Annotated in this window: 18 protein-coding genes; 14 read left to right on the top strand and 4 right to left on the bottom strand. The window is 68.7% G+C overall.

Annotated features, from left to right (window positions below):
- Positions 1-88: 88 nt before the first annotated feature.
- From TS85_RS15195 to TS85_RS15180, 4 genes are read left to right on the top strand one after another with little or no spacing between them, the layout of a single operon-like run.
- Entirely contained in the window at positions 89-958 is an 870-nt protein-coding gene (locus TS85_RS15195; RefSeq protein WP_227698512.1) for a class I SAM-dependent methyltransferase, read from the top strand.
- Positions 959-964: 6 nt separating this feature from the next.
- On the top strand, positions 965-2,065 hold the full coding sequence (locus TS85_RS15190; RefSeq protein WP_044333319.1) for a glycosyltransferase: 1,101 nt from the start codon (positions 965-967) through the stop codon (positions 2,063-2,065).
- 3 nt (positions 2,066-2,068) lie between these two features.
- On the top strand, positions 2,069-4,018 hold the full coding sequence (gene asnB, locus TS85_RS15185) for an asparagine synthase (glutamine-hydrolyzing) (RefSeq protein WP_044333317.1): 1,950 nt from the start codon (positions 2,069-2,071) through the stop codon (positions 4,016-4,018).
- Positions 4,008-5,354 carry a lipid II flippase MurJ gene (locus TS85_RS15180; RefSeq protein ID WP_077228644.1) on the top strand — a complete coding sequence of 449 codons (1,347 nt, stop codon included), beginning with the start codon at positions 4,008-4,010 and terminating at the stop codon, positions 5,352-5,354. The genes asnB and TS85_RS15180 overlap by 11 nt, the downstream gene beginning before the upstream one ends.
- Here TS85_RS15180 and TS85_RS15175 read toward each other — a convergent pair.
- A complete protein-coding gene (locus TS85_RS15175; protein WP_044333313.1) occupies positions 5,308-6,600 on the bottom strand; it encodes a sugar transferase in 1,293 nt (430 codons plus the stop codon). The genes TS85_RS15180 and TS85_RS15175 overlap by 47 nt on opposite strands.
- 445 nt (positions 6,601-7,045) lie before the next feature.
- Between TS85_RS15175 and TS85_RS15170 the strand changes: the two genes are divergently transcribed.
- The 7 genes from TS85_RS15170 (at position 7,046) to TS85_RS15140 (ending at position 15,025) form a co-directional block, all read left to right on the top strand.
- Positions 7,046-8,071: an EpsG family protein gene (locus tag TS85_RS15170; protein ID WP_162184732.1), complete on the top strand. Its 1,026-nt coding sequence runs from the start codon at positions 7,046-7,048 to the stop codon at positions 8,069-8,071.
- Positions 8,061-9,254 (top strand): glycosyltransferase family 4 protein, encoded by a 1,194-nt coding sequence (locus TS85_RS15165; protein ID WP_077228643.1) that lies wholly within the window; start codon positions 8,061-8,063, stop codon positions 9,252-9,254. The genes TS85_RS15170 and TS85_RS15165 overlap by 11 nt, the downstream gene beginning before the upstream one ends.
- A 119-nt stretch (positions 9,255-9,373) precedes the next feature.
- Entirely contained in the window at positions 9,374-10,036 is a 663-nt protein-coding gene (locus TS85_RS15160) for a polysaccharide biosynthesis/export family protein (RefSeq protein WP_052507952.1), read from the top strand.
- 28 nt (positions 10,037-10,064) lie between these two features.
- Positions 10,065-12,251: a GumC family protein gene (locus tag TS85_RS15155; RefSeq protein ID WP_044333310.1), complete on the top strand. Its 2,187-nt coding sequence runs from the start codon at positions 10,065-10,067 to the stop codon at positions 12,249-12,251.
- Positions 12,248-13,348, top strand: coding sequence for a hypothetical protein (locus TS85_RS25780; protein WP_162184731.1), 1,101 nt, complete (start codon positions 12,248-12,250; stop codon positions 13,346-13,348). Before TS85_RS15155 ends, TS85_RS25780 begins: the two co-directional genes overlap by 4 nt.
- Positions 13,345-14,670, top strand: a complete 1,326-nt coding sequence (locus tag TS85_RS15145) for an O-antigen ligase family protein (RefSeq protein WP_044333307.1) — start codon at positions 13,345-13,347, stop codon at positions 14,668-14,670. The genes TS85_RS25780 and TS85_RS15145 overlap by 4 nt, the downstream gene beginning before the upstream one ends.
- A 130-nt stretch (positions 14,671-14,800) precedes the next feature.
- Positions 14,801-15,025 (top strand): hypothetical protein, encoded by a 225-nt coding sequence (locus TS85_RS15140; protein WP_155006437.1) that lies wholly within the window; start codon positions 14,801-14,803, stop codon positions 15,023-15,025.
- 30 nt (positions 15,026-15,055) lie between these two features.
- Here the strand turns inward: TS85_RS15140 and TS85_RS15135 are convergent, their stop codons facing one another.
- The 3 genes from TS85_RS15135 to TS85_RS15125 are packed head-to-tail and all read right to left on the bottom strand — an operon-like array spanning position 15,056 to position 18,969.
- Positions 15,056-16,759 carry an ABC transporter ATP-binding protein gene (locus TS85_RS15135; protein WP_044333303.1) on the bottom strand — a complete coding sequence of 568 codons (1,704 nt, stop codon included), beginning with the start codon at positions 16,757-16,759 and terminating at the stop codon, positions 15,056-15,058.
- 49 nt (positions 16,760-16,808) lie between these two features.
- A complete protein-coding gene (locus TS85_RS15130; RefSeq protein WP_044333302.1) occupies positions 16,809-18,698 on the bottom strand; it encodes an asparagine synthase-related protein in 1,890 nt (629 codons plus the stop codon).
- Positions 18,699-18,702: 4 nt separating this feature from the next.
- Complete coding sequence (locus TS85_RS15125; RefSeq protein WP_044333301.1) at positions 18,703-18,969, bottom strand: HPr-rel-A system PqqD family peptide chaperone; 267 nt, start codon at positions 18,967-18,969, stop codon at positions 18,703-18,705.
- A gap of 201 nt (positions 18,970-19,170) precedes the next feature.
- Between TS85_RS15125 and TS85_RS15120 the strand changes: the two genes are divergently transcribed.
- The 3 genes from TS85_RS15120 to TS85_RS15110 are packed head-to-tail and all read left to right on the top strand — an operon-like array spanning position 19,171 to position 21,141.
- Positions 19,171-19,968: a phage tail protein gene (locus TS85_RS15120; protein ID WP_227698511.1), complete on the top strand. Its 798-nt coding sequence runs from the start codon at positions 19,171-19,173 to the stop codon at positions 19,966-19,968.
- Positions 19,969-20,020: 52 nt separating this feature from the next.
- Positions 20,021-20,569, top strand: a complete 549-nt coding sequence (locus tag TS85_RS15115; protein ID WP_044333300.1) for a phage tail protein — start codon at positions 20,021-20,023, stop codon at positions 20,567-20,569.
- Positions 20,570-20,580: 11 nt separating this feature from the next.
- Positions 20,581-21,141, top strand: coding sequence for a phage tail protein (locus tag TS85_RS15110; RefSeq protein ID WP_044333299.1), 561 nt, complete (start codon positions 20,581-20,583; stop codon positions 21,139-21,141).
- The last annotated feature ends 4 nt before the right edge of the window (positions 21,142-21,145 follow it).

The raw sequence follows: 21,145 nt of genomic DNA, 5'->3' as shown, positions 1-21,145 counted from the left end.
AGATCGTCGCCGATTTCGGCGCGTCCTTTACGCGCGTCGGGCGGGCTATTATCGACGACTCGGAGATTGTTTTGGGGGAGCGCCGGCTATGCATGAATCTCCCGCACCCTCCGGCGCCATGGCGTCCGCAAATGCCGACGCAAACACGGTCGCGGGGTTCGGGGACGAATGGGCGGCGTTCGACCAGGCGTCGCTCGCCCCCGACGAATGGCGCGCGATGTTCGACCGCTATTTCGCGATCTTTCCCTGGGACGGATTGCCGCCGGATGCCGAGGGTTTCGACCTGGGGTGCGGATCGGGGCGCTGGGCGGCGGGGGCGGTGGCGCGCGTGGGGCTGCTCCATTGCATCGATCCTGCCGATGCCGCGCTGGACGTCGCGCGGCGGCGGCTGCGCGGGCGCGACAATGTCCGCTTCCATGCGGCGAGCGTCGACGCCATTCCGCTCGCCGATGCCAGCCAGGATTTCGGCTATTCGCTGGGCGTGCTCCACCATGTCCCCGACACCCGCGCCGCGCTGCGCGATTGCGTCGCGAAGCTCAAGCCGGGCGCGCCGTTCCTGCTCTATCTCTATTATGCGTTCGACAATCGCCCGGCCTGGTATCGGCTGTTGTGGCGCGGGACCGACGCCGTGCGGCGCGGAGTCAGCCGATTGCCGTTCCGCCTGCGCAAAGGCGTGACCGACGGGCTGGCGGTGGCGATCTACTGGCCGCTTGCGCGCGGGTGCGCGGCGCTGGAACGCGCAGGGCTGCGCGTCGACCAGCTTCCGCTGGCCTCCTATCGCCACCTCAGCTTCTACACGATGCGCACCGACGCGCTCGACCGGTTCGGCACGCGGCTCGAACAGCGCTTCACCCGCGCGCAGATCGGGCGGATGATGGCCGATGCCGGGCTGGAGGACATCGTCTTTTCCGATGCCGTGCCCTATTGGGTCGCGCTCGGCCGGCGCCGGGAGGGCTGACGAACGGTGCGCGTCGTCCATGTCATCGGCAGCCTGGGCGTGGGCGGGGCGGAGCGGATGCTCGAGCGGCTGTGCGTGCGGCATCGCCAGGACGGACGGAGCGACCCGTGCGTCGTGTCGCTAACCGATGCGGGGCCGATCGGCGTACGGTTGCGGGCGCAGGGGATCGAGACGCATGCACTGGGCGCGGAGGGCCCGGCGGCAGCGCTGGTCGCGCTGGCGCGGCTGGTGCCGCTGCTCCGGCGGCTGCGGCCCGACATCGTCCAGACCTGGCTCTACCACGCCGACCTGATCGGCGGGATCGCCGCGCGGCTGTCGGGCAGGGGGAAGCTCGTGTGGAACCTGCGCTGCTCCGATCCGGGGGCGAACCCCCGGACGCGCGCGCTGGTGCGCGTCAACGCCGTGCTGAGCCGCGCGCTGCCCGACGCGATCCTGTGCTGCGGCGAGGAGGCGCGGCGGGCGCATGTCGCGCTCGGCTATGATCCGCGCCGCATGACGGTGTTGCCCAACGGCTTCGAAGTCGGCCATTTCCAGCCGGTCAGCGGACGGCATTCGGGCGGGCACCGCTTCGTCGCGATCGGTCGCGACGATCCGCTCAAGAATTTTGCGCTGTTCGTTGAGGCGGCGGGTATCGTGGCGGCGCGCGATCCGGCGGCGCGCTTCGTGCTGCTGGGGCGCGGAGTGGCGGACAATCCGGACTATCGGCGGCGGATCGCGGCGCTGGGCCTCGTCGATCGGTTCACGCTGGGCGATCAGGTCGACGATGTGCGGCAGCCGCTGGCGGAGGCGGACATCTTTTGCTCGACGTCGCGGCATGAGGGGTTCCCCAACGTGCTGTGCGAGGCGATGCTGATGGGGGTACCCTGCGTCGCGACCGATGCGGGCGATTCGGCGCTGATCGTTGGAGACACCGGGCGGATCGTGCGCGAAGCCGGGGCGGCGACCTTTGCCGAGGCGATGCTGGCGCTGTCGCGCGACGTCGCGCGCGATCGCGCCGCGATGGCGGCTGCGGCGCGGCAGCGGATCGTGGCGCATTTCGAAATCGGGGCGGTGGCGGAGCGCTATGCCGGCTTCTACGATGCGCTGCTGCGCGACGGGGGGCGTTGAGGCATGTGCGGACTGGCAGGATTCCTTGAACGGCAACCGGACCGGTCGCAGGAGGACTGCGTGGCAGTGGCGCGGGCGATGGGCGATGCGATCCGCCATCGCGGCCCCGACGATCGCGGCGAATGGGCCGATGCGACGGCGGGCTATGCCGTCGGGCATCGGCGGCTCGCGATCATCGACCTGTCGCCGGCGGGGCATCAGCCGATGGTGTCGGCATGCGGGCGGTTCGTGCTCGCCTATAATGGCGAGATCTACAATTTCGTCGCGATGCGCAGCGAACTCGAGGCTGCCGGGCAAGGCGCATGGCGCGGGCGGAGCGATACCGAAGTGCTGCTCGCCGCGATCGTTCGCTGGGGGCTGGTCGACGCGCTGCGGCGGGCCAGGGGGATGTTCGCGCTGGCGCTGTGGGACCGTGCCGAACGGTCGCTGCACCTCGCCCGAGACCGCTTTGGCGAGAAGCCGCTCTATTATGGCTGGCAGGGCGCGCAGGGCCGCCCGGCGTTCCTGTTCGGGTCCGAACTCAAGGCGTTGCGGTGCAACCCCAGCTTCGAAGGCGGAGTCGATCGCGGCGCGCTGACGCAATTCGTGCGCCACGGCTATGTCCCCGCGCCGAACAGCATCCATCCCGGCATCAGCAAGCTGTTGCCGGGGCATGTGCTGACCGTATCGGCGGCACAGCCCGAGCCGCGCATCCAAGCCTATTGGCAGCTCAACGACGTCGTGGCGGACGGGCAGGCAACGCCCTTTGCCGGCTCTGCGACGGAGGCAGTCGAGGAAACCCACCGCTTGCTGCACCAGGCGGTCCGGCGCCAGGCGGTGAGCGACGTGCCGCTTGGCGCGTTCCTGTCGGGCGGCGTCGATTCCTCGACGATCGTCGCGCTGCTCCAGGCGTCGAGCAGCCGCCCGGTCAAGACCTTCACCATCGGTTTCGAGGACGTCGGCTTCGACGAATCGCCGCACGCGCGCGCGGTCGCCGCGCATCTGGGGACCGAGCATCACGAATTGCGCGTCACCGGCGAGACTGCGCTGGGCGTGCTCCCCGAGCTGGCGCGCATCTGGTGCGAGCCGTTCGCCGACAGCTCGCAATTGCCGACATTGTTGGTCAACCGGATGGCGCGCCAGAGCGTGACGGTGGCGCTGAGCGGCGATGGCGGCGACGAAGTGTTCGCTGGGTATCGGCGCTATGTCGCGACCGATCGGGTGTGGCGGCATTTGTCGCGGCTGCCGGTCGGCGTCCGCGCGGCGATGGGCGCGGTTGGGGGCGCGGTGCCCACCGGCGTGCTGGACGCGGCCGGGCGGCTGGTCGGGCGCCGCGACGGCGTGGGCGACCGCGCGCACAAGGCAGCGGCGCTGCTGGATGCGCGTTCTGTCGACGATCTCTACTGGCGGATGATCTCCGCCGATCCCGATCCCGCCGCCTGGGTGCGTGACGGGCGCGAGGCGCCGTCGCGCGTGTCCGCGCTGGCGGGCGCGCTGGGCGATCTCGATCCGATCGCGCGGATGATGGCGATCGACGGCCAGACCTATCTGCCCGACGACATATTGGTGAAGGTCGATCGCGCGGGCATGTCGGTCGGACTGGAAGCGCGCGTGCCGATGCTCGATCCGGACCTGGTCGCCTTTGCCTGGTCGCTCCCGCTCGACTTCAAGCTCCGCCAGGGCGTGTCGAAATGGCCGCTGCGCCAGATATTGGACCGCTATGTGCCGCGCGCGTTGATCGATCGGCCCAAAATGGGGTTCGGCGTCCCGGTGGCGGCATGGCTTCGCGGCCCGTTGCGCGGCTGGGCGGAGGATTTGCTGGCGCCCGACCGGCTGCGGCGCGAGGGGCTGTGGGACGTCGGGCATGTCCAGGCGGCCTGGGCCCGGCATTTGTCCGGGCGCCGGAACCTTGCCCCTGCGCTGTGGGCGGTACTGATGTTCCAGTCGTGGCGAGAAGGTGCGGATGGCGGATAGACCGCCGCCCTCGCTGCTCGGCATCACATTGCGCACGACCTGGGTCATTGCGATGCTGGTGATCGTTGCCAAGCTGGCATTGGCGCTGCGCGACATCGCGCTGGCGCAGGTTGCGGGCGTGGCGCCGGCGGTGGACCTGTTCCAGCTGCTGTTCGCGGTCACCGCCTTTGTCCATGCCGGACTGGGGTCGGTGGCGGGGATGCTGCTGGTGCCGTTGCTCGCGGGACTGGCGCCCGGGCCGCGCGCGCGGATCGCGGCGCGGGCGGAGGGCGCGCTGGCGCTGGGGGGGCTGGCGATCTGCGTCGCGCTCTGGATGGCGGCGGCGGCGACGCGGGTGTTCGGACAGGTCCCGCCCGGCGCGGCGATGACGGTGCCGCTGGTCGCCGCCGCGGCGATGTGCCTGACGATCCCCGCGCTGCTCGTGTCCGGCGCGTTCATGGCGCGGCTCCAGCTTGCGGGCGACACGCGTTATGTGCTGGCCGAGATCGTGCCCGCCGCGACGGCGATTGCCGTGCTCTACGCGCTGCCCGCGTTCCGGCTCGACGCCTTTTGCATCGCGATCCTGCTCGGCACTTGCGGGCAGGTCGCGGTGCTCGTCGCGCTGCTGCGCGCGCGGGGCGAGCGCGCGGGGCTGCGCCTGGCGTGGGCGCCGATCCGGCTGCGCGCATTTCCGCCCGGGCTGGGCTGGCTGTTGCTCGGGCAGGGGATCGTGTCGCTGCAACTGGTGCTCGATCCCTATATCGCCACGCTGTTCGGCGAAGGCGCGGTGTCGCGGTTCGCTTATGGCTATCGCATCGTGAACATGGGAATCACGCTGGCGCTGACGGTGATCGCGCGGGTCCTCTTTGCCCGCTTCGCGCTGCTTCTGGCCGATGGCGAGGATCGCGTGGCATGGCGGCTCGCGCGCCAGTTCATGGTGCTCGGCGCAGCCGTGGGGCTGGCGGTGGGAGTCGTGGTCGCGACGCTGGCCGACCGCATCACCGCGCTCGTCTTCTTCCGCGCGAGCTTCTCCGCCGCGGATGCGCAGGCGGTGGCGGACATCCTGCGGCACGCGGCGGGGCTGTTCGCGCCGTGCCTGGCCGCGCTGGTGCTGCTCCAGCTTGCCAACGCCGCGTCGCGCTATCGCGTGCTGTTCGCGGCGGCGGCGCTGGCGTTCGTCGTCAAATACAGCGTCATGGCCGCCCTCCTCCGCCCGCTGGCGCTCAACGCGATCCCGTTCGCGTCGACGGCATGGTATGTGGTGATCCTAGCCGTCTATTGGATCGCGCTGTCGCGCCGTTTCGGCGGACCTACTGCGAGCCGAAGCCCGTCAGCACGGTCCGGATCGTCCGAATGACGATCAGCGCGTCGATCCAGATGTTGAACCGGTTGATGTAGTAGAAATCATAGCTCAGCTTGGTCATCACGTCCTCGACCGAGGTCACATGCCCCTGATTGACCTGCGCCCAGCCCGACACGCCGGGGCGCACGACGTGGCGATAGCGGTAGAAGGGGATCTTCTCCTCGTACCATTGCGACAGATGCGCAGCCTCGGGGCGCGGGCCGATCCAGCTCATCTGACCGGCGAGGATGTTGAATATCTGCGGCAGTTCGTCGAGCCGCGTGCGGCGCAGCGTGCGCCCCAGCCGCGTCACGCGCGGATCGTTGGGGCGAGTCATTGCGAAGTCCAGCGCGGTGTCGGGATGCTGAGGCTGTTCGGAAACCCACATCGTGCGGAATTTCCACATCCGGAACGGCTTGCCGCGCAGCCCGATCCGTTCCTGGCGGAGCAGCGCGGGCCCCGGCGAATCGAGCCGGATCAGCACCGCGAGGACCAGCATGATGCATAACGCGGCGGGCAGCGCGATGAGCGCGGCGATAAGGTCGAGAACGCGCTTTGTCGCCTGATAGGGCGGCTGGGGGTTTAGCGTCCCTGAAGGATTTTCGGACAGGTGCTCCATCGTGATCCGCCCGGTGAGCGACTGCATCAGGTGGCGATGGTGGAGCACCGTGACTCCGGAGAGCGTGCATTCGACGATGAACTTCTGCCATTCGTCGGGAAGGTCGTGCCCGAAATCGGCGGCGAGCGTCGTGCAATGTTCGGGGAGCGTGGGGGCGTTCGGCTCCATTCTTTGCCAGTCGACATCCGTGAGTCGGCACAGCCGATGCGCGTCGCCGAACGGCACGATCGCAATCGACGGACGCTGGTATCGCTGGAGCATCCAGTAGACGAACTGGAACCAGCCCACTGCGAGCACGAACCCGGCAAGCAGCAGCGGTCGGCTATATTGCAGCCGCAGCAGGAACATGCCGACGAACACCAGCCCGAACGTCATCATGAAGGTCGGCAGGATGTAGTTTTCCGCTCTGATGCCGGGAAACGCCATCATGTTGCGAAACAGCCAGGTCCCGATGAAGAGTGCCACGACGCTGCCGAGCAGCGACATCAAGGTCACGGGGTCCGTCGCGAGCAACGGCTCGAGCACGATCGCGAGGCCGATCGGCAGGACGCATGCGAGCAGCGCCGCCCCGCAAAGCTGAAACAGCGGATCGCGCCACAACGCACCGGCGGCGGAGGATTTCCGTTCGAGTGCGATTCGCATCCGCCGGGGCGCCCTACCGCGCGCGCCGGGGCCGAACTGCACCGCCCCTGCTCGGCAGCAGCGGCTGCCCGGCGATCACGATATCGCGCTGCCCCATCCAATCCTCCGCCGGTCCGCCCCGGTTCGGTCATCGCCACAACGGTTGCAGGGAGGGCGCCGCACGCGCCGTCATCCTGCCAGCCCTTGTCCGCCGCGCCGCCCGGGATCCCTTGTCCGTCCGTCGTACCGCTAAGGTCGGTCGACAAGCGATAGTATTACGTCGGAATTCCGAGAGTCGAGAGTTATTATTCCCGATTATCTGGATAACAAATTTCTTCGTATCGTCGACAATCATAGCCATTGCAGCCTGGCATTATCCGAGACTATCGTAGCTATCGCGGCCCGAAAAAAGGGGGTGGCCGCAGCTATGGCGGTATATTGGGTACTGTTTTGTTATGCCGCGGCAATGGCTCTGGTATTCCCTGTCGAGCGGTATGCCAAACTGGGCGCGACCCAAGGTGCGGCGATGTTGCTGTTCCTGTCGGCCTATGTCCTTCTGGCGACATTCCGGAACGAGATCGGGGGCGATTGGGAGGCGTATAAGGGCATGTATGAGGCAGTGCGGGGCGAAAGCCTCGTTTCCGCGCTCCAGACGACCGACCCCATATTTGGCTTCATCCTGTGGCTATCGTCGCTGCTGCGGCTTGGCATCTATCCCGTAAACGGCATCTGCGCGGCGCTGATCGGCATGGGCGTGCTCCGCGTGGCGCTGACGACGCGCGATCCGTGGCTGGCGATCGTCATGGCCGTGCCCTATCTGCTGATCGTCGTCGGCATGGGATATGTCCGCCAGGCCGGGGCGATCGGGTTCCTGATGCTGGCGATTGCGTCGCTCGACCGGCGCCGCATCGCCGCCACCGCCGTGCGGCTGCTCTTCGCGGCGGGGCTGCACTCGACCAGCGCAATCGTCTTCCCCGTCTTCGGCTTCGCGATGGCGGGGCGAAGGCGGGTCGTGGCGCTGATCCTGGGGTGCGCGGGGCTGGTGTTGTTCTCCTATGTGCTGTCGTGGCGGATCGAGGAGTTCCAGGCGGGCTATCTGCAGAGCGAATATGATTCGAGCGGCGCGCTGGTGCGCGTCGCGATGAACGTGGCGCCGTCGATCCTGCTGCTGGCGTGCTGGCGCCGATTCCCGATCACGGGGCCGGCGCGCATCGTGTGGCTGGCGCTCGCGCTCGCCAACATCGCGGCGTTGATCGCGCTTTGGCTCAGCCCGTCATCCAGCGCGGTCGACCGGCTATCGCTGTATTTCGCGCCGATCCAGATCGTCGCCTGCGGCACGATCCGCGATCTCCTGCCGATGCGCAGGGCAGCGGCGTATCCGATCCGCATGGCAGTCATCGCCGCGGCTGCGCTCGTCCAGACGGCGTGGCTGCTGCTCGCCGACAATGCCTTTGCCTGGGTCCCCTATCATTCGGTGCTCGATGCGCTCTGAGCCCGACGATCGCGCCCGGCCGCTGGTGCTCGTCTCGGCGAACACGGCGTGGAATCTCGCGCATTTCCGGCGCGAGCTCGTCGAGGCGCTGCTCGCTGACGGCTATCGCGTCGGTGCGGTGGCGCCCGAGGACGGGGAGTCGAGCGCGGCATTGCGCGCGATGGGCTGCGTGTTCTTCCCCGTCGCTCTCGACTCTGCGGGTGCGCATCCGCTGCGCGATCTCGCGACCTTCCTCGCGCTCCGCCGAATCCTGCGCGCCGAGCGTCCGGTGGCGTGGCTGAGCTGGACGATCAAGCCGAACATCTATGGCGCGATCGCCGCGCGGCTGGCGGGAGTCGCTGCCTTTCCCAACGTGTCGGGGCTGGGCACGCTGTTCATCCGGCGGACGATCCTGACGCGGCTCGCCTGCACGCTCTACCGGCTCGCCTTCCTGCGCTGTCCGCGCGTGTTCTTCCAGAATGGCGACGATTGCGCGCTGTTCGTCCGGATGCGCCTCGTCCGGGCGGAACAGACGCAGGTGCTTGCGGGATCGGGCATCGACTTGGTCCGGTTCCAGCCGCCGCCCGTGCACGTGCCGGGGCGTCGCTTCCTGCTGGTCGCCCGGTTGCTGGCGGACAAGGGCGTGCGCGAATTCGTCGCGGCGGCGCGCGATCTGCGCAGCGAATGGCCGGATGCGCGCTTCATCCTGATGGGCGCGGCGGACGTCGAAAACCGTACCGCGATCCCGCTCGATGAAGTGCGCGGCTGGGAAGGCGAGGGCGCGATCGAATGGCGCGCGCCGGAGCCCGATGTCCGCCCGGCGATGGCGGCGGCGGACTGGATCGTGCTGCCGTCCTACCGCGAGGGCATGTCGCGGGTGCTGCTCGAAGCGCTCGCGATGGGGCGGCCGATCGTCACGACCAACGTCCCCGGCTGCCGCGACGTCGTGGACGAGGGGGAGAATGGCTTTCTCGCGGAATGCCGCGACGTGGCTTCGCTCACGGCGGCGCTGCGTCGTGCCGGCACAGTCGATCCGGCGCAGTGGCAGGCAATGGCGCGGTCCAGCCGCGCGATCGCCGAGCGCCGATTTTCGGTGGCGACGGTGATCGACGCCTATCGCGCAGTAGTCGCGGCAGCAGCAGCGGCGGTTACCGGCGCTTCCCATTCCCCGGTCACTGCTATATTCGAGAAGGATCATAGATGAGTCGGCGCCAGAATTCTGAGATGCCGGCCGGAACAGGACGGGGACCCTTGAGAGGATTTGGACTATTCCTGCCCGGAATCCGCCGTTCTGATCATTGGCTTGTCTCGACCGTTGCTGCGATGGCGCTGTCGGCATCGGTGTCGGGGTGTTCGACTCGCGGCGGCGCATTGCCCTATGACGGGGCTCTGCTTGGGACCCCCGATCTGCGCGCGCCCGAAGAGCCGGGCTATGACATCCCGCTGGGGCCGCTGGATGTGGTGAACGTCCGCGTGTTCCGGGTCCCCGATCTCAGCGGCGACTATCAGGTCGATGCAAAGGGGATCGTTGCGATGCCGCTGCTCGGCCCGGTCAGCGTGCGCGACATGCGGCCCGATGCCTTCGCCAGTGAATTGCAACGGCTCTACGCCGCGCGCTATCTCAACGATCCCGACATCAGCGTGCGCGTGGTCAGCACCAATGCGATGAACGTCACGATCGAAGGCGGCGTGACGCAATCGGGGGTCTATCCGCTACCGGGACGCACCACGCTGCTCGGCGCGATCGCGCTGGCCAAGGGCTTGAACGAGGATGCGGCCAATCCCCGGCGATCGGCGATCTTCCGCAAGCAGGAGGGCAAGACCGTCGCCGCGGCGTTCGACCTGATCGCGATCCAGCGCGGCGAGATGGCGGACCCGCTGGTCTATCCCGGCGACACCGTGATCGTCGAGTCGAACGACCTGCGCAAAGTCTATCGCGACCTCGTCCAGAGCCTTCCGGCCTTCACCATCTTCAGGACGCTGTGATCGTGTCCGACCAGACGGGGCAACGCGCTTGATCCACGCCGCCACGAGCAACCAGCCCCAGGAAACGGGCGTCGAGACCGAAGCGGCGTCGCTGGAAATCCAGGAGATATTGCGGATCCTGCGCGAGCAGTATCGCACGATCCTGGCGTGCATCGCCGGCGGGCTGCTGGTCACGGGGGCGCTGTCGCTGCTGTCGGCGCCGCTGTACCGGTCGAGCGCGCTGTTGCAATATGATCCGAGCGCGACCGAACCGATCGAGCAATCGCGGACGATGATGCTCCGTTCTGCGGTGATGAACCAGGAGATGGTGGCGACCCAGGTCGGCCTGTTGCGCAGCGACGCGCTGGCGATGCGCGTCGCCGAGCGGCTGAACCTGGCGGGACAGCCAGGCTATGGCGGCACGATCGGTTCGCGCGAGGACCGGCTGCAACGCGCCGCGTCGCGGCTGAAGGGCGCGATCCAGGTCGAGGCGATCAAGAGCAGCCTGTTGCTGCGCGTCAGCGTCTCGGCCGGCAATGCCGAGCTTTCGACCCAGTTGACCAACGCGCTGGCCGAAGAGTTCATCGCGAGCAGCCTGGAGCGGCGCTACAGCTCGTCCTCCTATGCCCGCAAATTCCTGTCGGACCAGCTCGCCAAGACCAAGCTCGCGCTCGAACAGTCGGAGCGCAACGTCAACGACTATGCCATCCAGGCACGGCTGTTCCGCCGTCCGGGGCAGGCGGCGGACGGCAAGGTCAGCGACGAGGGCGTGACGCTGTCCGCGGTCGACCTGGCGGCGCTGCAGGATGCGCTGAACCAGGCGCGGGTGCGGCGGGTGGCGGCGGAAACCGCATGGCGCGCGGGCGCCAGCGAGCGCCCGGCGAGCAACGAAGCCGCGATCTCCCCGCTGATCCAGCAGCGCGCGCAATTGCAGGCGCAATATGCGCTCAACCTCAAGCTGTTCAAACCCGACTATCCGGCGATGCGCGAAATCCAGGCGCAGATCGCCAAGCTGGACGACCAGATCGCCCGGGAGCGTGCGGAGGGCACCGGCGAGACCGGACGCGCGCTGCGCGCGGCGTATCAGGCGGCGCTGCGGGCCGAACAGGTGCTCGACGTGCGCTTCGACGCGGCGAAGGTCGAAATGCGCGGTGAGCGCAGCCGGTCGATCCAGTACAACATCCTTCAGCGCGAGGCCGACACCAATCGCTCGCAATATGAAGCGCTGCTCCAGCGCTACAAGGACGTGACCGTCGCCGGGGGCATCGGCCAGAGCAATATCTCGCTCGCCGATCCGCCGCGCGTTCCCCAGCGGCCCTATCGCCCGAACTGGCCGGTCAACCTGATGCTCGGGTTGTTCGCGGGACTGGCGATCGGGGTGGTCGCGGCGTTCACCGCGAACCTGTTGTTCGACACTATCGTCGTGGGCGCCGACGTGCGGCGCAAGCTGGGCCTGCGCCTGCTGGGGGCAGTGCCGCTGGACCGCAACAGCCTGGAGCTCGACGTCGCGCTGGCCAATCGCAAGTCGGCGATTGCGGAAGCCTATTATTCGACGCTCACCGGATTGAAGTTCGCGCGGCCGGAAGGGATGCCGGGCACGCTGTCGATCACCTCCTCCTTCCCCGGCGAGGGCAAATCGACCACTGCCTTTGCGATTGCGGCGTTGAGCGCGCGACTGGGGCGGCGGGTGCTGCTGATCGACGCCGACCTGCGGCGCCCGACCTTCCATGGCAAGGGCAGGGGCGTGGGGCTCGCCAATCTGCTGGCGTCCGAGCGGCCGGCGACCGACTTCATCGAATCGATGGAGATCGACAATCTCAGCCTGATGCCCGCCGGGCAGGTCAGCGATTCCGCCGCCGAACTGCTCAGCTCGGCGCGGCTGCCGGCGATCGTCGCCGAGGTTCGCGATCGGTTCGACCTGATCGTGCTGGATGGTCCGCCGGTATTGGGCCTCACCGACGCGCCGCTGCTCGCCTCCGTGGTCGACGCGACGATGATCGTCATCGAAAGCGGCAAGATCCGTACCCCGAACGTCGCCAATGCCGTGCGCCGCGTCCGGGAGGCCGGGGGCCGGGTCATCGGCGTGGTGCTGACCAAGGTCACCCAGCGCAACGCCGATTCGGGCGGCTATGGCTATTATGAATATCAAAGCAGCACCGCATCGGAGAGCGCGCGCTTCGATCCCAATGCGTCCGAGACCAAGGCACCGGCGGTTGCGCGGGTGCAGCGGACGTGATGCCGATGCACCGGGTGCGTGCGCTTGCCTGCTCGGTGCTGCTGGTGGTCCTCGCGTGTTTCGCCTCGGTCGCGCCGCGGCTGCTGGGTCCCGCGCGGCTGCAATCGGCTGAACTGGGGCGCCCGGTGCCCCAGGCGACGTTGCGGCAGGCGCTGTGGATCGAGCCGCTCGGCTGGGCGCCGCTGCTGGCGAGTGGCGCCTATATCTCGGCCAGCGGCGAAGAGGTGCTGGACCCGGCCCGGATCGCCGCTGCGATCCGCCGCGATCCTCGTGCGCTCGCCCCGCGGCTGGCGGCGATCGCCCTGGCCGCGCGCGCGCAGGATGCCGCGACGCTCGCGCACCACCTCGCGATTCTGCACCGGCTCGATTCCGCGACGGCAGACCGGCTCGCCGGCCAGATCGCGGCCGCAGCGATCCAGAGCGGTGAGGGCGAGTCGATCCTGTCCGCCTTCGCCGCCGACGATGCGCTTGCCGCCGCGCTGCTCAAGGCGCTCGACCAGGAGGGCATGGACCCGGCGACCGCCGACCGCGTGCTCGCCGCGCTGTCCCCTGCGCGGCTGCGCGCGCCCGGGTTGCGCGCCGGGGCAGTCGCGGTGCTGGTGCGCCAGCGCGCCTTTGCGCGCGCGCGCCGCCTATGGGGCGGCGGGGGCGATGCCGCCGGGGTGTACAGCCCCGATTTTGCCGACCTCTCCGCGCCGCCGCCGTTCGGCTGGCAAATGGTGGCGAGTCCCGCGGGCGTGGCCGAGCGCGCGCCCGAAGGCGGGGTTTCGGTGATCGGCTATGGCCGGTCAGACGGCGTCCTGCTGGCGCAATTGCTGACATTGCCGCCCGGCGCGCATCGGCTCGACGCGCGCTACGCATCACTGCGGGGCGCGGAGGGAGGCCTTGCGGTCGCGGTCCGCTGCGTCGATGGCCCCGCGCTGGCCCGCTTCGCGCTTTCGGCATCCCCCGGCCCGCATCGCGACGGCGCGGCGGTGGCGGTGCCCGCGCAGGGTTGCGCCGCGCAAACCCTGACCGTCGAGGCGAAGGCGTTGGACGGCGGCGGCGGGCAATCGGCGCGGATCACCGGGCTCTCCGTCGCAGGAGCGGGAGCATGAGCCCGCCGCCCGCTGCTGCCGGACGGCGCCGGGGGGCGGGGCAGGTCGCCGTCGCGCTCTATCTCGGCATGGTGCTGATCCTGGGCGGAGCAAGTGCCGCGGGCCATGCGGCCAATCTGCTCCTGCAAGTGCTTGGCGCAGCGCTGATCGGGTGGAGCGGGATGGCTGCGGCGCCCGCCGGCGCTGCCGAGCCCGGACGTGCCGGCGTCTGGCTGGTCCGCGGGATGCTGGCGCTGGTGGTGGTGCAGTTCCTGCCGCTGCCGCCGGCGGTCTGGACGCAACTGCCCGGTCGCGAAGACGTCGCGCAGGGCTTCGCGCTGATCGGCATGGCGCCGCCCTGGCTGCTGGTCTCGCTCTCGCCGCTGCGCAGCCTCGCGTCGCTGGCATGGGCGATCCCGGCGCTTGCGCTGTTCATCGCGATGCGCGGGCCGCTCGCGCCGCGCCCGCGCACGATTGCAGGCGTGGTCGTCGCGATCGCGGCGCTCTCCGCCTGCCTCGGGACCGTGCAGTGGCTGACGGGCGCCGGTTATATCTACACGATCACCAATTATGGCTTCGGCCCGGGGTTCTTCGCGAACAGCAACCATCAGAGCATGTTCCTGCTGATGGCGCTGGCGCTGGGCGCGGGACTGTACGCGAGGGCCCGGCGCGACGGGCGATTCGCGCCGCTCAGGTTCGTTGCCGCCGGCATCGCGGCGTTGCTGATCCTCGGCGTGCTGATCAATCGCTCGCTGGCGTGCATCGTGCTGCTGCCGATCGAGATCGCGGTGCTGTCCGCGATCCTGTGGCCGCGCTGGCGCCGCCCGCTCCTGTTCGCTGCGCTGCCGCTGGTCGCCGGGCTGGGGATAGCGGCGACGCTGGTGCTGGGGGGCAGCGAACTGACGGGCGGCGGCGCGGTGCCGGGGATCAGCCGGCGCGAGTTTGCCGCCACCGGGCTGCGCATGCTGCGCGACAGCTTTCCGGTGGGCACGGGGCTGGGCAGCTTTCCGCTGCTCTATCCCTGGTATGAGGATGCCGATCGAGTCGGCGCGACCTTCACCAATCACGCCCATAACGATCTTATCGAACTGTTGATCGAGACCGGGGTGGCGGGCGCGATCGTGCTCGGCCTGTTCCTGTGGTGGTTCGGCGCGAGCGTGCGCAGGATTGTCGCGCTTCGATCCGGCGGCGAGATCATGCCCCGGTGCGCGACGGTCGCGATCGGGGCAATACTATTGCATAGCCTTGTGGATTATCCGCTGCGGACCGCGGCATTGTCGGGATTCTTCGCGCTTTGTTGCGCGATAGTCGCGCGTCCGCCCCGGCATGCGCCGCACAGCTAGAAAAAGCGTCGCACGTCATTTGTCATTTGTGCTGGTTCGTGCGATATAGTGTAGGTCTGTGTCCGGGTCCTTGAGGGGAATCGAAGTGCGTTTTCGCCATGCTGTGCTTTTTGCTCCGCTCGCCATCGTCATGGCGGCCCCCGTCATGGCCGCGCCCAAGGCGCCTGCCGCAACTGCGCGCGCGACTCAGTCGGGAACGCAGGCAGAGCCGAAGCCCGAGGATGCGCCCAGGCGGGGTCGCGGTAAGTTCTGGAACGCGGGCGGCGGGCTGTACGTCGTGGCGGGTCTTGCCGCGCTGGCCGGGATCGTCGTCCTCGTCGCCGATGGCGGTAGCTCGACGCCCGCCAGCCCGTAACTTTCGAGCGCGCCGGACGCCAGGGCTTGCTTAGTTGATGGGGCGTAAGGCCCTGATCCTGCCGTCTTCCAGTTCCAGCACGATGTCCGCGGCGCGCCGCGTCTGTTCCCGGTGCGTGATCGCCAGCACCGTGCATCGACCCCGCAGATGCTCCAGCGCGCGCAGTACCAATGTCTCCGAACCCGAGTCGAGCGCCGACGTCGCTTCGTCGAGGATGAGCAGGCGCGGGCGGCGTAACAGCGCGCGGGCGATCGCCAGCCGCTGGCGCTCTCCGCCAGACATCGCGGTGCCCCGGTCCCCCACCGCCGAGTCGAGCCCGCCGGGCAGGCTGCGGACGAATCCGGCAATGGCAGCAGCCTCCAGCGCCTCCCACAATTGCGCCTCATCGGCATCGGGCGCCGCGATCTTCAAATTGGCGCGCACGGTGTCGTGGAACAGGAACGGGTCCTGCGGCACGATCGCCACCTGCCGCCGCCAGTCCGGCAACCGCTCCGGAGTCAGCACCGCTCCATCGACCGATAGCGTACCCCCGGTCGGCGGCATCAGCCCCGCCGCGAGATCGGCGAGCGTCGATTTGCCGGCACCCGACGGCCCCGTCACCGCGATCACCGCGCCATAGGGCACGGCAAAGCTCACCTCGTCCAGCGCCGCCCGCCCGTCCGGAGTGCGCAGCGTAACCTTGTCGAACACCAGCGACGATGCAAACTGCGGCAGCGCGTGCGCTCCAGCGGATGGGGGTTCGACCCCGGCCTGTAGCCGGGTCAGCAGGCCATCGTATAAATGGATCGCGGGAAGGTTCGCCTCCAGCTGGCGCCACACGCGCAACCCGCCCAGCGCGCGCTGGGTCAGCCGCGCAAATGCCATGATCAGCACGAGCGCGCGTGGCAGCGGCAGGCGAAGCCACAGCGTCGCCGCCAATATCGCCGCGCACGCCACCAGCGCCGCCGCGAGCATCAGCGCCGCCTGCTCGATCGCCTGGGTGCGAATCTGCACGCGCTGGAGCCGGCGCAGCGTGTCGATCCGCCCGATAAGCCGCGCCTCGCGCGCGGCCTCTGCGCCCAGGCTCTTGACGGTGCGCAGCCCGGCCAGGTCGTCGCTCAGGTCCGCGGTCATCGCCATCGACGCGTGGCCGATCTGCACCCCGACTCCGAAACCGCTGCGCCCGATGCGCCGGATCAGCAGCAGCGCGACCGCCGCGATGCCCAGCGTGACAAGCGTCAGTGTCGGCGACAGGAACAGCACCAGCGCGAGCAGCAGCGGCACCGTCGCTGCCGTCGACAACAGCGTCATAAAATGGGTGTGGCACATGCCCAGCCGCCCGGTCTCGCCCAGAATGGCGTGCATCAGGTCGGTGCCGCGCAGCCGCTGGAACTGGGGCCAGGCGACGTGGAGCAAGGCGTGGTGGAGGTCGCCGCGCAACCGGTCGACGAACCGGATACGCTCCATCGCGACATGGAGGGTGCGCGCCGCCACTACCCCGGCACCGGCGGCGACGAGCAGCACATAGAGCCCCAGTCCGATCACCAGCGCGCGCGGATCGGGCGCCGCCTCGCCGCCGATGCCGGTCAGGTGCAGCACCGGCACCAGCAGCAACAGCCCGACGCCCTCGGCCAGCGACCCCGCGAGCGTCAGCCCCGCCGCAATCGCGAGGCCCCGCCCGCCCGCCGCCGCACGCATCAGCGCAAGGAAGCGCCGGGCGGTCGCGGCGATCGGCGACGGCGGGGCTTCGGGCATCGGCGCGCTGTCCGAGGCGAAGGCGCGAGGGTGATTATGACGCAGGATGTCAGCCGGCCTCCCCGCCGGTTTCAGCCGCGGCGGTTTCAGCACTGGCGAGGCGGCTGGCGGCGATCAGGCATTCGATGGCTATCATCGGCTCCCAGGGGGCGATCGTGCGGTGGCGGCTTCCCGCCCCGTCCGGTGCGCTACCGGGCTCCGGAAGCTGGTCGAGCCCGGCGGCGATCGCATCGAGATCGAACAGCGCGGCGGCGTCCGAAGACTCGGTGCGAAGCGCGGCGAGAGCCCCGAGGAGCGCAGGCTTGCGCGCGGCATAGTCCTCGAAACGCTGGTCGAACAGCCCGACCTTGTGGCGCGCGAGCCGCACCGTGTCCGGAAGGATGCCCTGCATCGCGGTGCGGAACGGCTGTCGCGCAACACCGTCCGCCACGAACAGCGAGGGGGGCAGCGACAGCATGAAATCGACGATTCGGCGGTCGAGCAGCGGATAGCTGACTGCAATCCCGTGGCGCGCGGCGAGGATCGCATAATAGGTGCACCGCGATGGGATATGGTGGTCGGCGAACGCCGCCACTCGCTCGGCGGCGGTGTTGGTCTGGAGGATCGGCGCCATGCTGCGCGCACGCACGCGGGCGCGGAGGCCAGGGTGGAGATAGCGCAGCGTGCCGTGGGTGTCGTCCATCGCCGAGGGCCGCCGGCGGATCAGCCTCCGGGCACGACCGGGCAGGAGCGGGACGATCAGCCGGTCGACGATCGCCCGCGCCACCGGCACTCCGTCATGCCGCGCCCGCGCGGGGATTTCGCGCGCCAGCGTGCGCAGCGCGCCCTGCCGCAACAATCGGGCATAGAGGCCCGCGCCGTTATACGTCGCGCCTTCGTCGCCGCCGACTCCGCTCAGCACGCGGTCCGCGCCTGTCGCGGCGGCGCGGTCCATGATGCGGTCGTCGAACCCGTCGACCACGCTGCCGGGCCAGTCGGGGTCCTCGCGCTGGCCGGGCATGCGGACGCCGTCATGTTCCAGCGCGTGATCGATATCGGGTTCCTGCGCGAGCACCGCGGCGATCATCGGGCGCTCGTCGCGGTCGGCGGGGCCGATTGCCTGCGCGGTAGTCATGCTGAGCGCGAGCACGCGCCCGCCGCGCCGCCGCGCTTCGCGGGCAGCGAGCACGGTGATCGCCGAACTGTCCAGTCCGCCGCTGAGATGGCACGCGACCGGACCCTCGGGCGGCATGCGGGCCGCCACTGCGTCGGTGACCAGCGTCCTTAGTGTGTCCGCCGCCTGTGCGGGGCTTCCCCGCCAGCTTCCGACGTGGCGGGGATCCGGGCGATAGGCGCGGTGCGGGCGGGGGGCGGTGGCGGCATCGGCGCCGACACACAGGCTGTGCCCCGCGGGCAGATAGGCGATGTCGGCAAAACCGCTGTCGGCGCCGCGGAAAAAGGACTGGCGCAGCTTCACCCCCAGCGCGACCGGATCGATCTCCGCGGAGGCCAGCCCCGCGCCATGGAGCCCCTTGGGCAGGCTGGCAAAGGCGAACCATCGGCCCGGCCGCATCGTCCATGCCAGCGGCCGCGCCCCGATAAAGTCGCGGCCCAGCCACAGCGTCGCGGCCTCACGCTGCCACAGCGCGACGGCGAAATCGCCGTCGATGCGATCGGGGAAGTCGGGTCCGTGGCGCTGCACCGCGTCGACGAGCCACGCGTCCGGCGCGCCTCCGCCGCGGTCGAGCCGCAGGTCGGTGGCCGCGATCCAGCCTTCGCGTTCGGACAGCCCTTCGCCGCGTCCGGTGAAATCGAGCACCGCCATCCCCAGCGCGCCCTCGCTCCGGCGTGTGACCGACGGCGTCAGCCCCGGCGCAGTCATCGCCGCCGCCATCCTGTCGAGCGTCGCGTCGGAGGCCACGCCCCCGTCGAGCCGCAGGATGCCGCAGATCAGCCGCACGCGGTCATTCGGCGCTTAAGAGGCCGCGGTCGCGCAGGTGGGTCAGGAACGCCGAGACCTCGCGGCGGCATTCTTCCGGCGTCACGTCGAACTCCGCGACCAGCCCGGAGACCAGCTCGGCCTCACCCACCGGCTGCTCGAGCATCTCCCAAATCCGCGCGGCCACGCCGTTCAGCCCGTGATAGCGCCCGGTTTCGGCGTTGAGCAGCAGCACGCTTTCGTCCAGCGGCGCCGCGAAGATGTCGCCCGATCGGCGAAACAACTGCTCCATAATCCTCTCCCGCCCCGCTTTGTGCAGGGTCCGCTTTGCCCTTTGCCCGCGCCACGCATTGGCGATTGCACAACGATCGCGCCGTTTCGGTGGCGTATATCCGCTACTCGGGATCGGTCCCACGCCGCAGCGCCGCGTCGGAGACAATATGTCCAAAACAACCTCGCCACAGCCGGTGATCCGACTGCCATATGCCGCAGGATGCGTATAGCAAAGTTCGATAAAGCGCTGAAATTATTTTCCGCCACCATAGATGATGCAGCCGTCCGAACAATTGGGTCGGATTTAGTGGCATTGGGTACTTGCCACATTTCGCGCAAGCTATATCCTGCGCAATTGACGAAGCGGTTCAGCGCCGCGACCGTGACGACGCAGAAAATCGCCGCTGCGCAAAATAGCCGCGGCACATCGGAGGGGATAGCGGTGTCCGACCCATTTATCGGCGAAATCAAGATGTGGGCCTTTAACTGGGCGCCTAACGGATGGGTGTTGTGCGATGGCAGTACATTGCCGGTGGCGCAGAATGCCGCACTTTATTCGCTGCTGGGAAACACGTTTGGCGGAAGCCAAGGCGTCAACTTCAAGATGCCGGATTTGCGCGGGCGCGCCCCCATCGGCACCGGCGTAAGCCCCGAGGACCCCAACACGAATTACGCGCAAGGGGCGATGGTCGGTGCCGAAACCGTCACGCTGCAGGCAGCGAACGTGCCGGGGCATACGCATAGCGTGAAGGCCTATGTGACCAACGGGACGCAGGCCTTTGTGGCAGGGACCGGCTATTTCGCCACTGTCGTCCCGTCGCTGTCGACGACGACCCAGGCGTTCAACGTCTATCTTCCCAACGGCAACGCAGCGATCCCGTCTCCGCAGCTGCTGTCAGCAGGGACGCCCCCTGCGGTCACGCCCTATGGCGGCGGGCAGCCGCACCAGAACATGCAGCCGTTCCTCGTGACGAACTTCTGCATCTGCACGGTCGGAAACTACCCGATGCGCCCCTGAGCGCATCGGTGACGCCCGCTTAGCCGTATCGAACTGGAAAGGATAAGGATTCGTGGTTGACTCAATGGTCGGGGAAATCCGCTTGTTCGGCGGTGGCTATGCGCCCGAGGGATGGCTATTGTGCGCAGGCCAGTCGCTAGCCGTGAACCAATATCAGGCTTTATTCTCGCTGATCGGGACGACCTATGGGGGGGACGGGGTCACCACCTTCAAGCTGCCCGATCTGAGGGGGCGGCTCCCGATCGGCCAGGGACAAGGCGCCGGCCTGACTCCGCGCGCTCTGGGCCAGGCAGGCGGCGCCAGCATGGTCCAGATCGTGGACGCCACGATGCCGGTGCATATGCACAGCTTTTCGGTGAGCGGAACTGAAGGTTCGACCAATGTCGTCAGCCCCGGGGCCGCCCTTGCGACACCCGCAGCACCTGCCAGCGGAGCGATCTATGCCTATGCGACGCCGGGTACGGGGGTCACGCAAGCGTTCCCCGCGAATATCGTGTCCCCTGTTCACGGGAATTCGCAGGCCCATGCGAACGTGATGCCGTACCTCGCGCTAACCTACATCATTGCGGCCGAGGGCATGTACCCGATGCGGCCGAACTAAGGAGATAGACGATGGACGCTTTCATCGGCGAGATTCGCCTGTTTCCCTACACCTTCTGTCCCCTGGGGTGGGCGCCGTGCCAGGGGCAGCTATTCGCAATCCAGGATTATCAGGCGCTTGCAGCCGTGATCGGCAATAAATTCGGGGGAGATGGAAAGTCCAACTTCAAACTCCCGCTTCTATCGGGCCGGACTGCCGTGGGCTGGGGGGACAACCAGACCGATATTTTCGATCCAGCCTATGCAACGCATGGCGGAAGCGCGACCGTCGCTTTGTCCACAGCGACGATACCCCCGCACTCGCACACGCTGAACGCAGTGCTGATTCCGCAGGCGCAACGCGCCGCAACGCCAGCGGGGAACCTGCTGACCGGGATATCATACCGGCCGCCGACCGGCACGGCGCCGACCTCGAATCCCTATAGCCCCGCCGTTGGCGGCGAGACCACGCTCAACATCAACACGCTGTCTCCGGTCGCCGGGGCGTCGACTCCGCACGAGAACCGCCAGCCTGCGCTGGCCCTGCAATGGTGCATCTGCACGACCGAAGGCTATTTCCCCGTCCGGTCCTAGCCGG

This window comes from Sphingomonas hengshuiensis, from assembly GCF_000935025.1.
GTDB lineage: Bacteria > Pseudomonadota > Alphaproteobacteria > Sphingomonadales > Sphingomonadaceae > Sphingomonas > Sphingomonas hengshuiensis.
The sequence above is the reverse complement of the archived record's forward strand: the minus strand, read 5'-3'. Positions and strand labels throughout refer to the sequence as shown.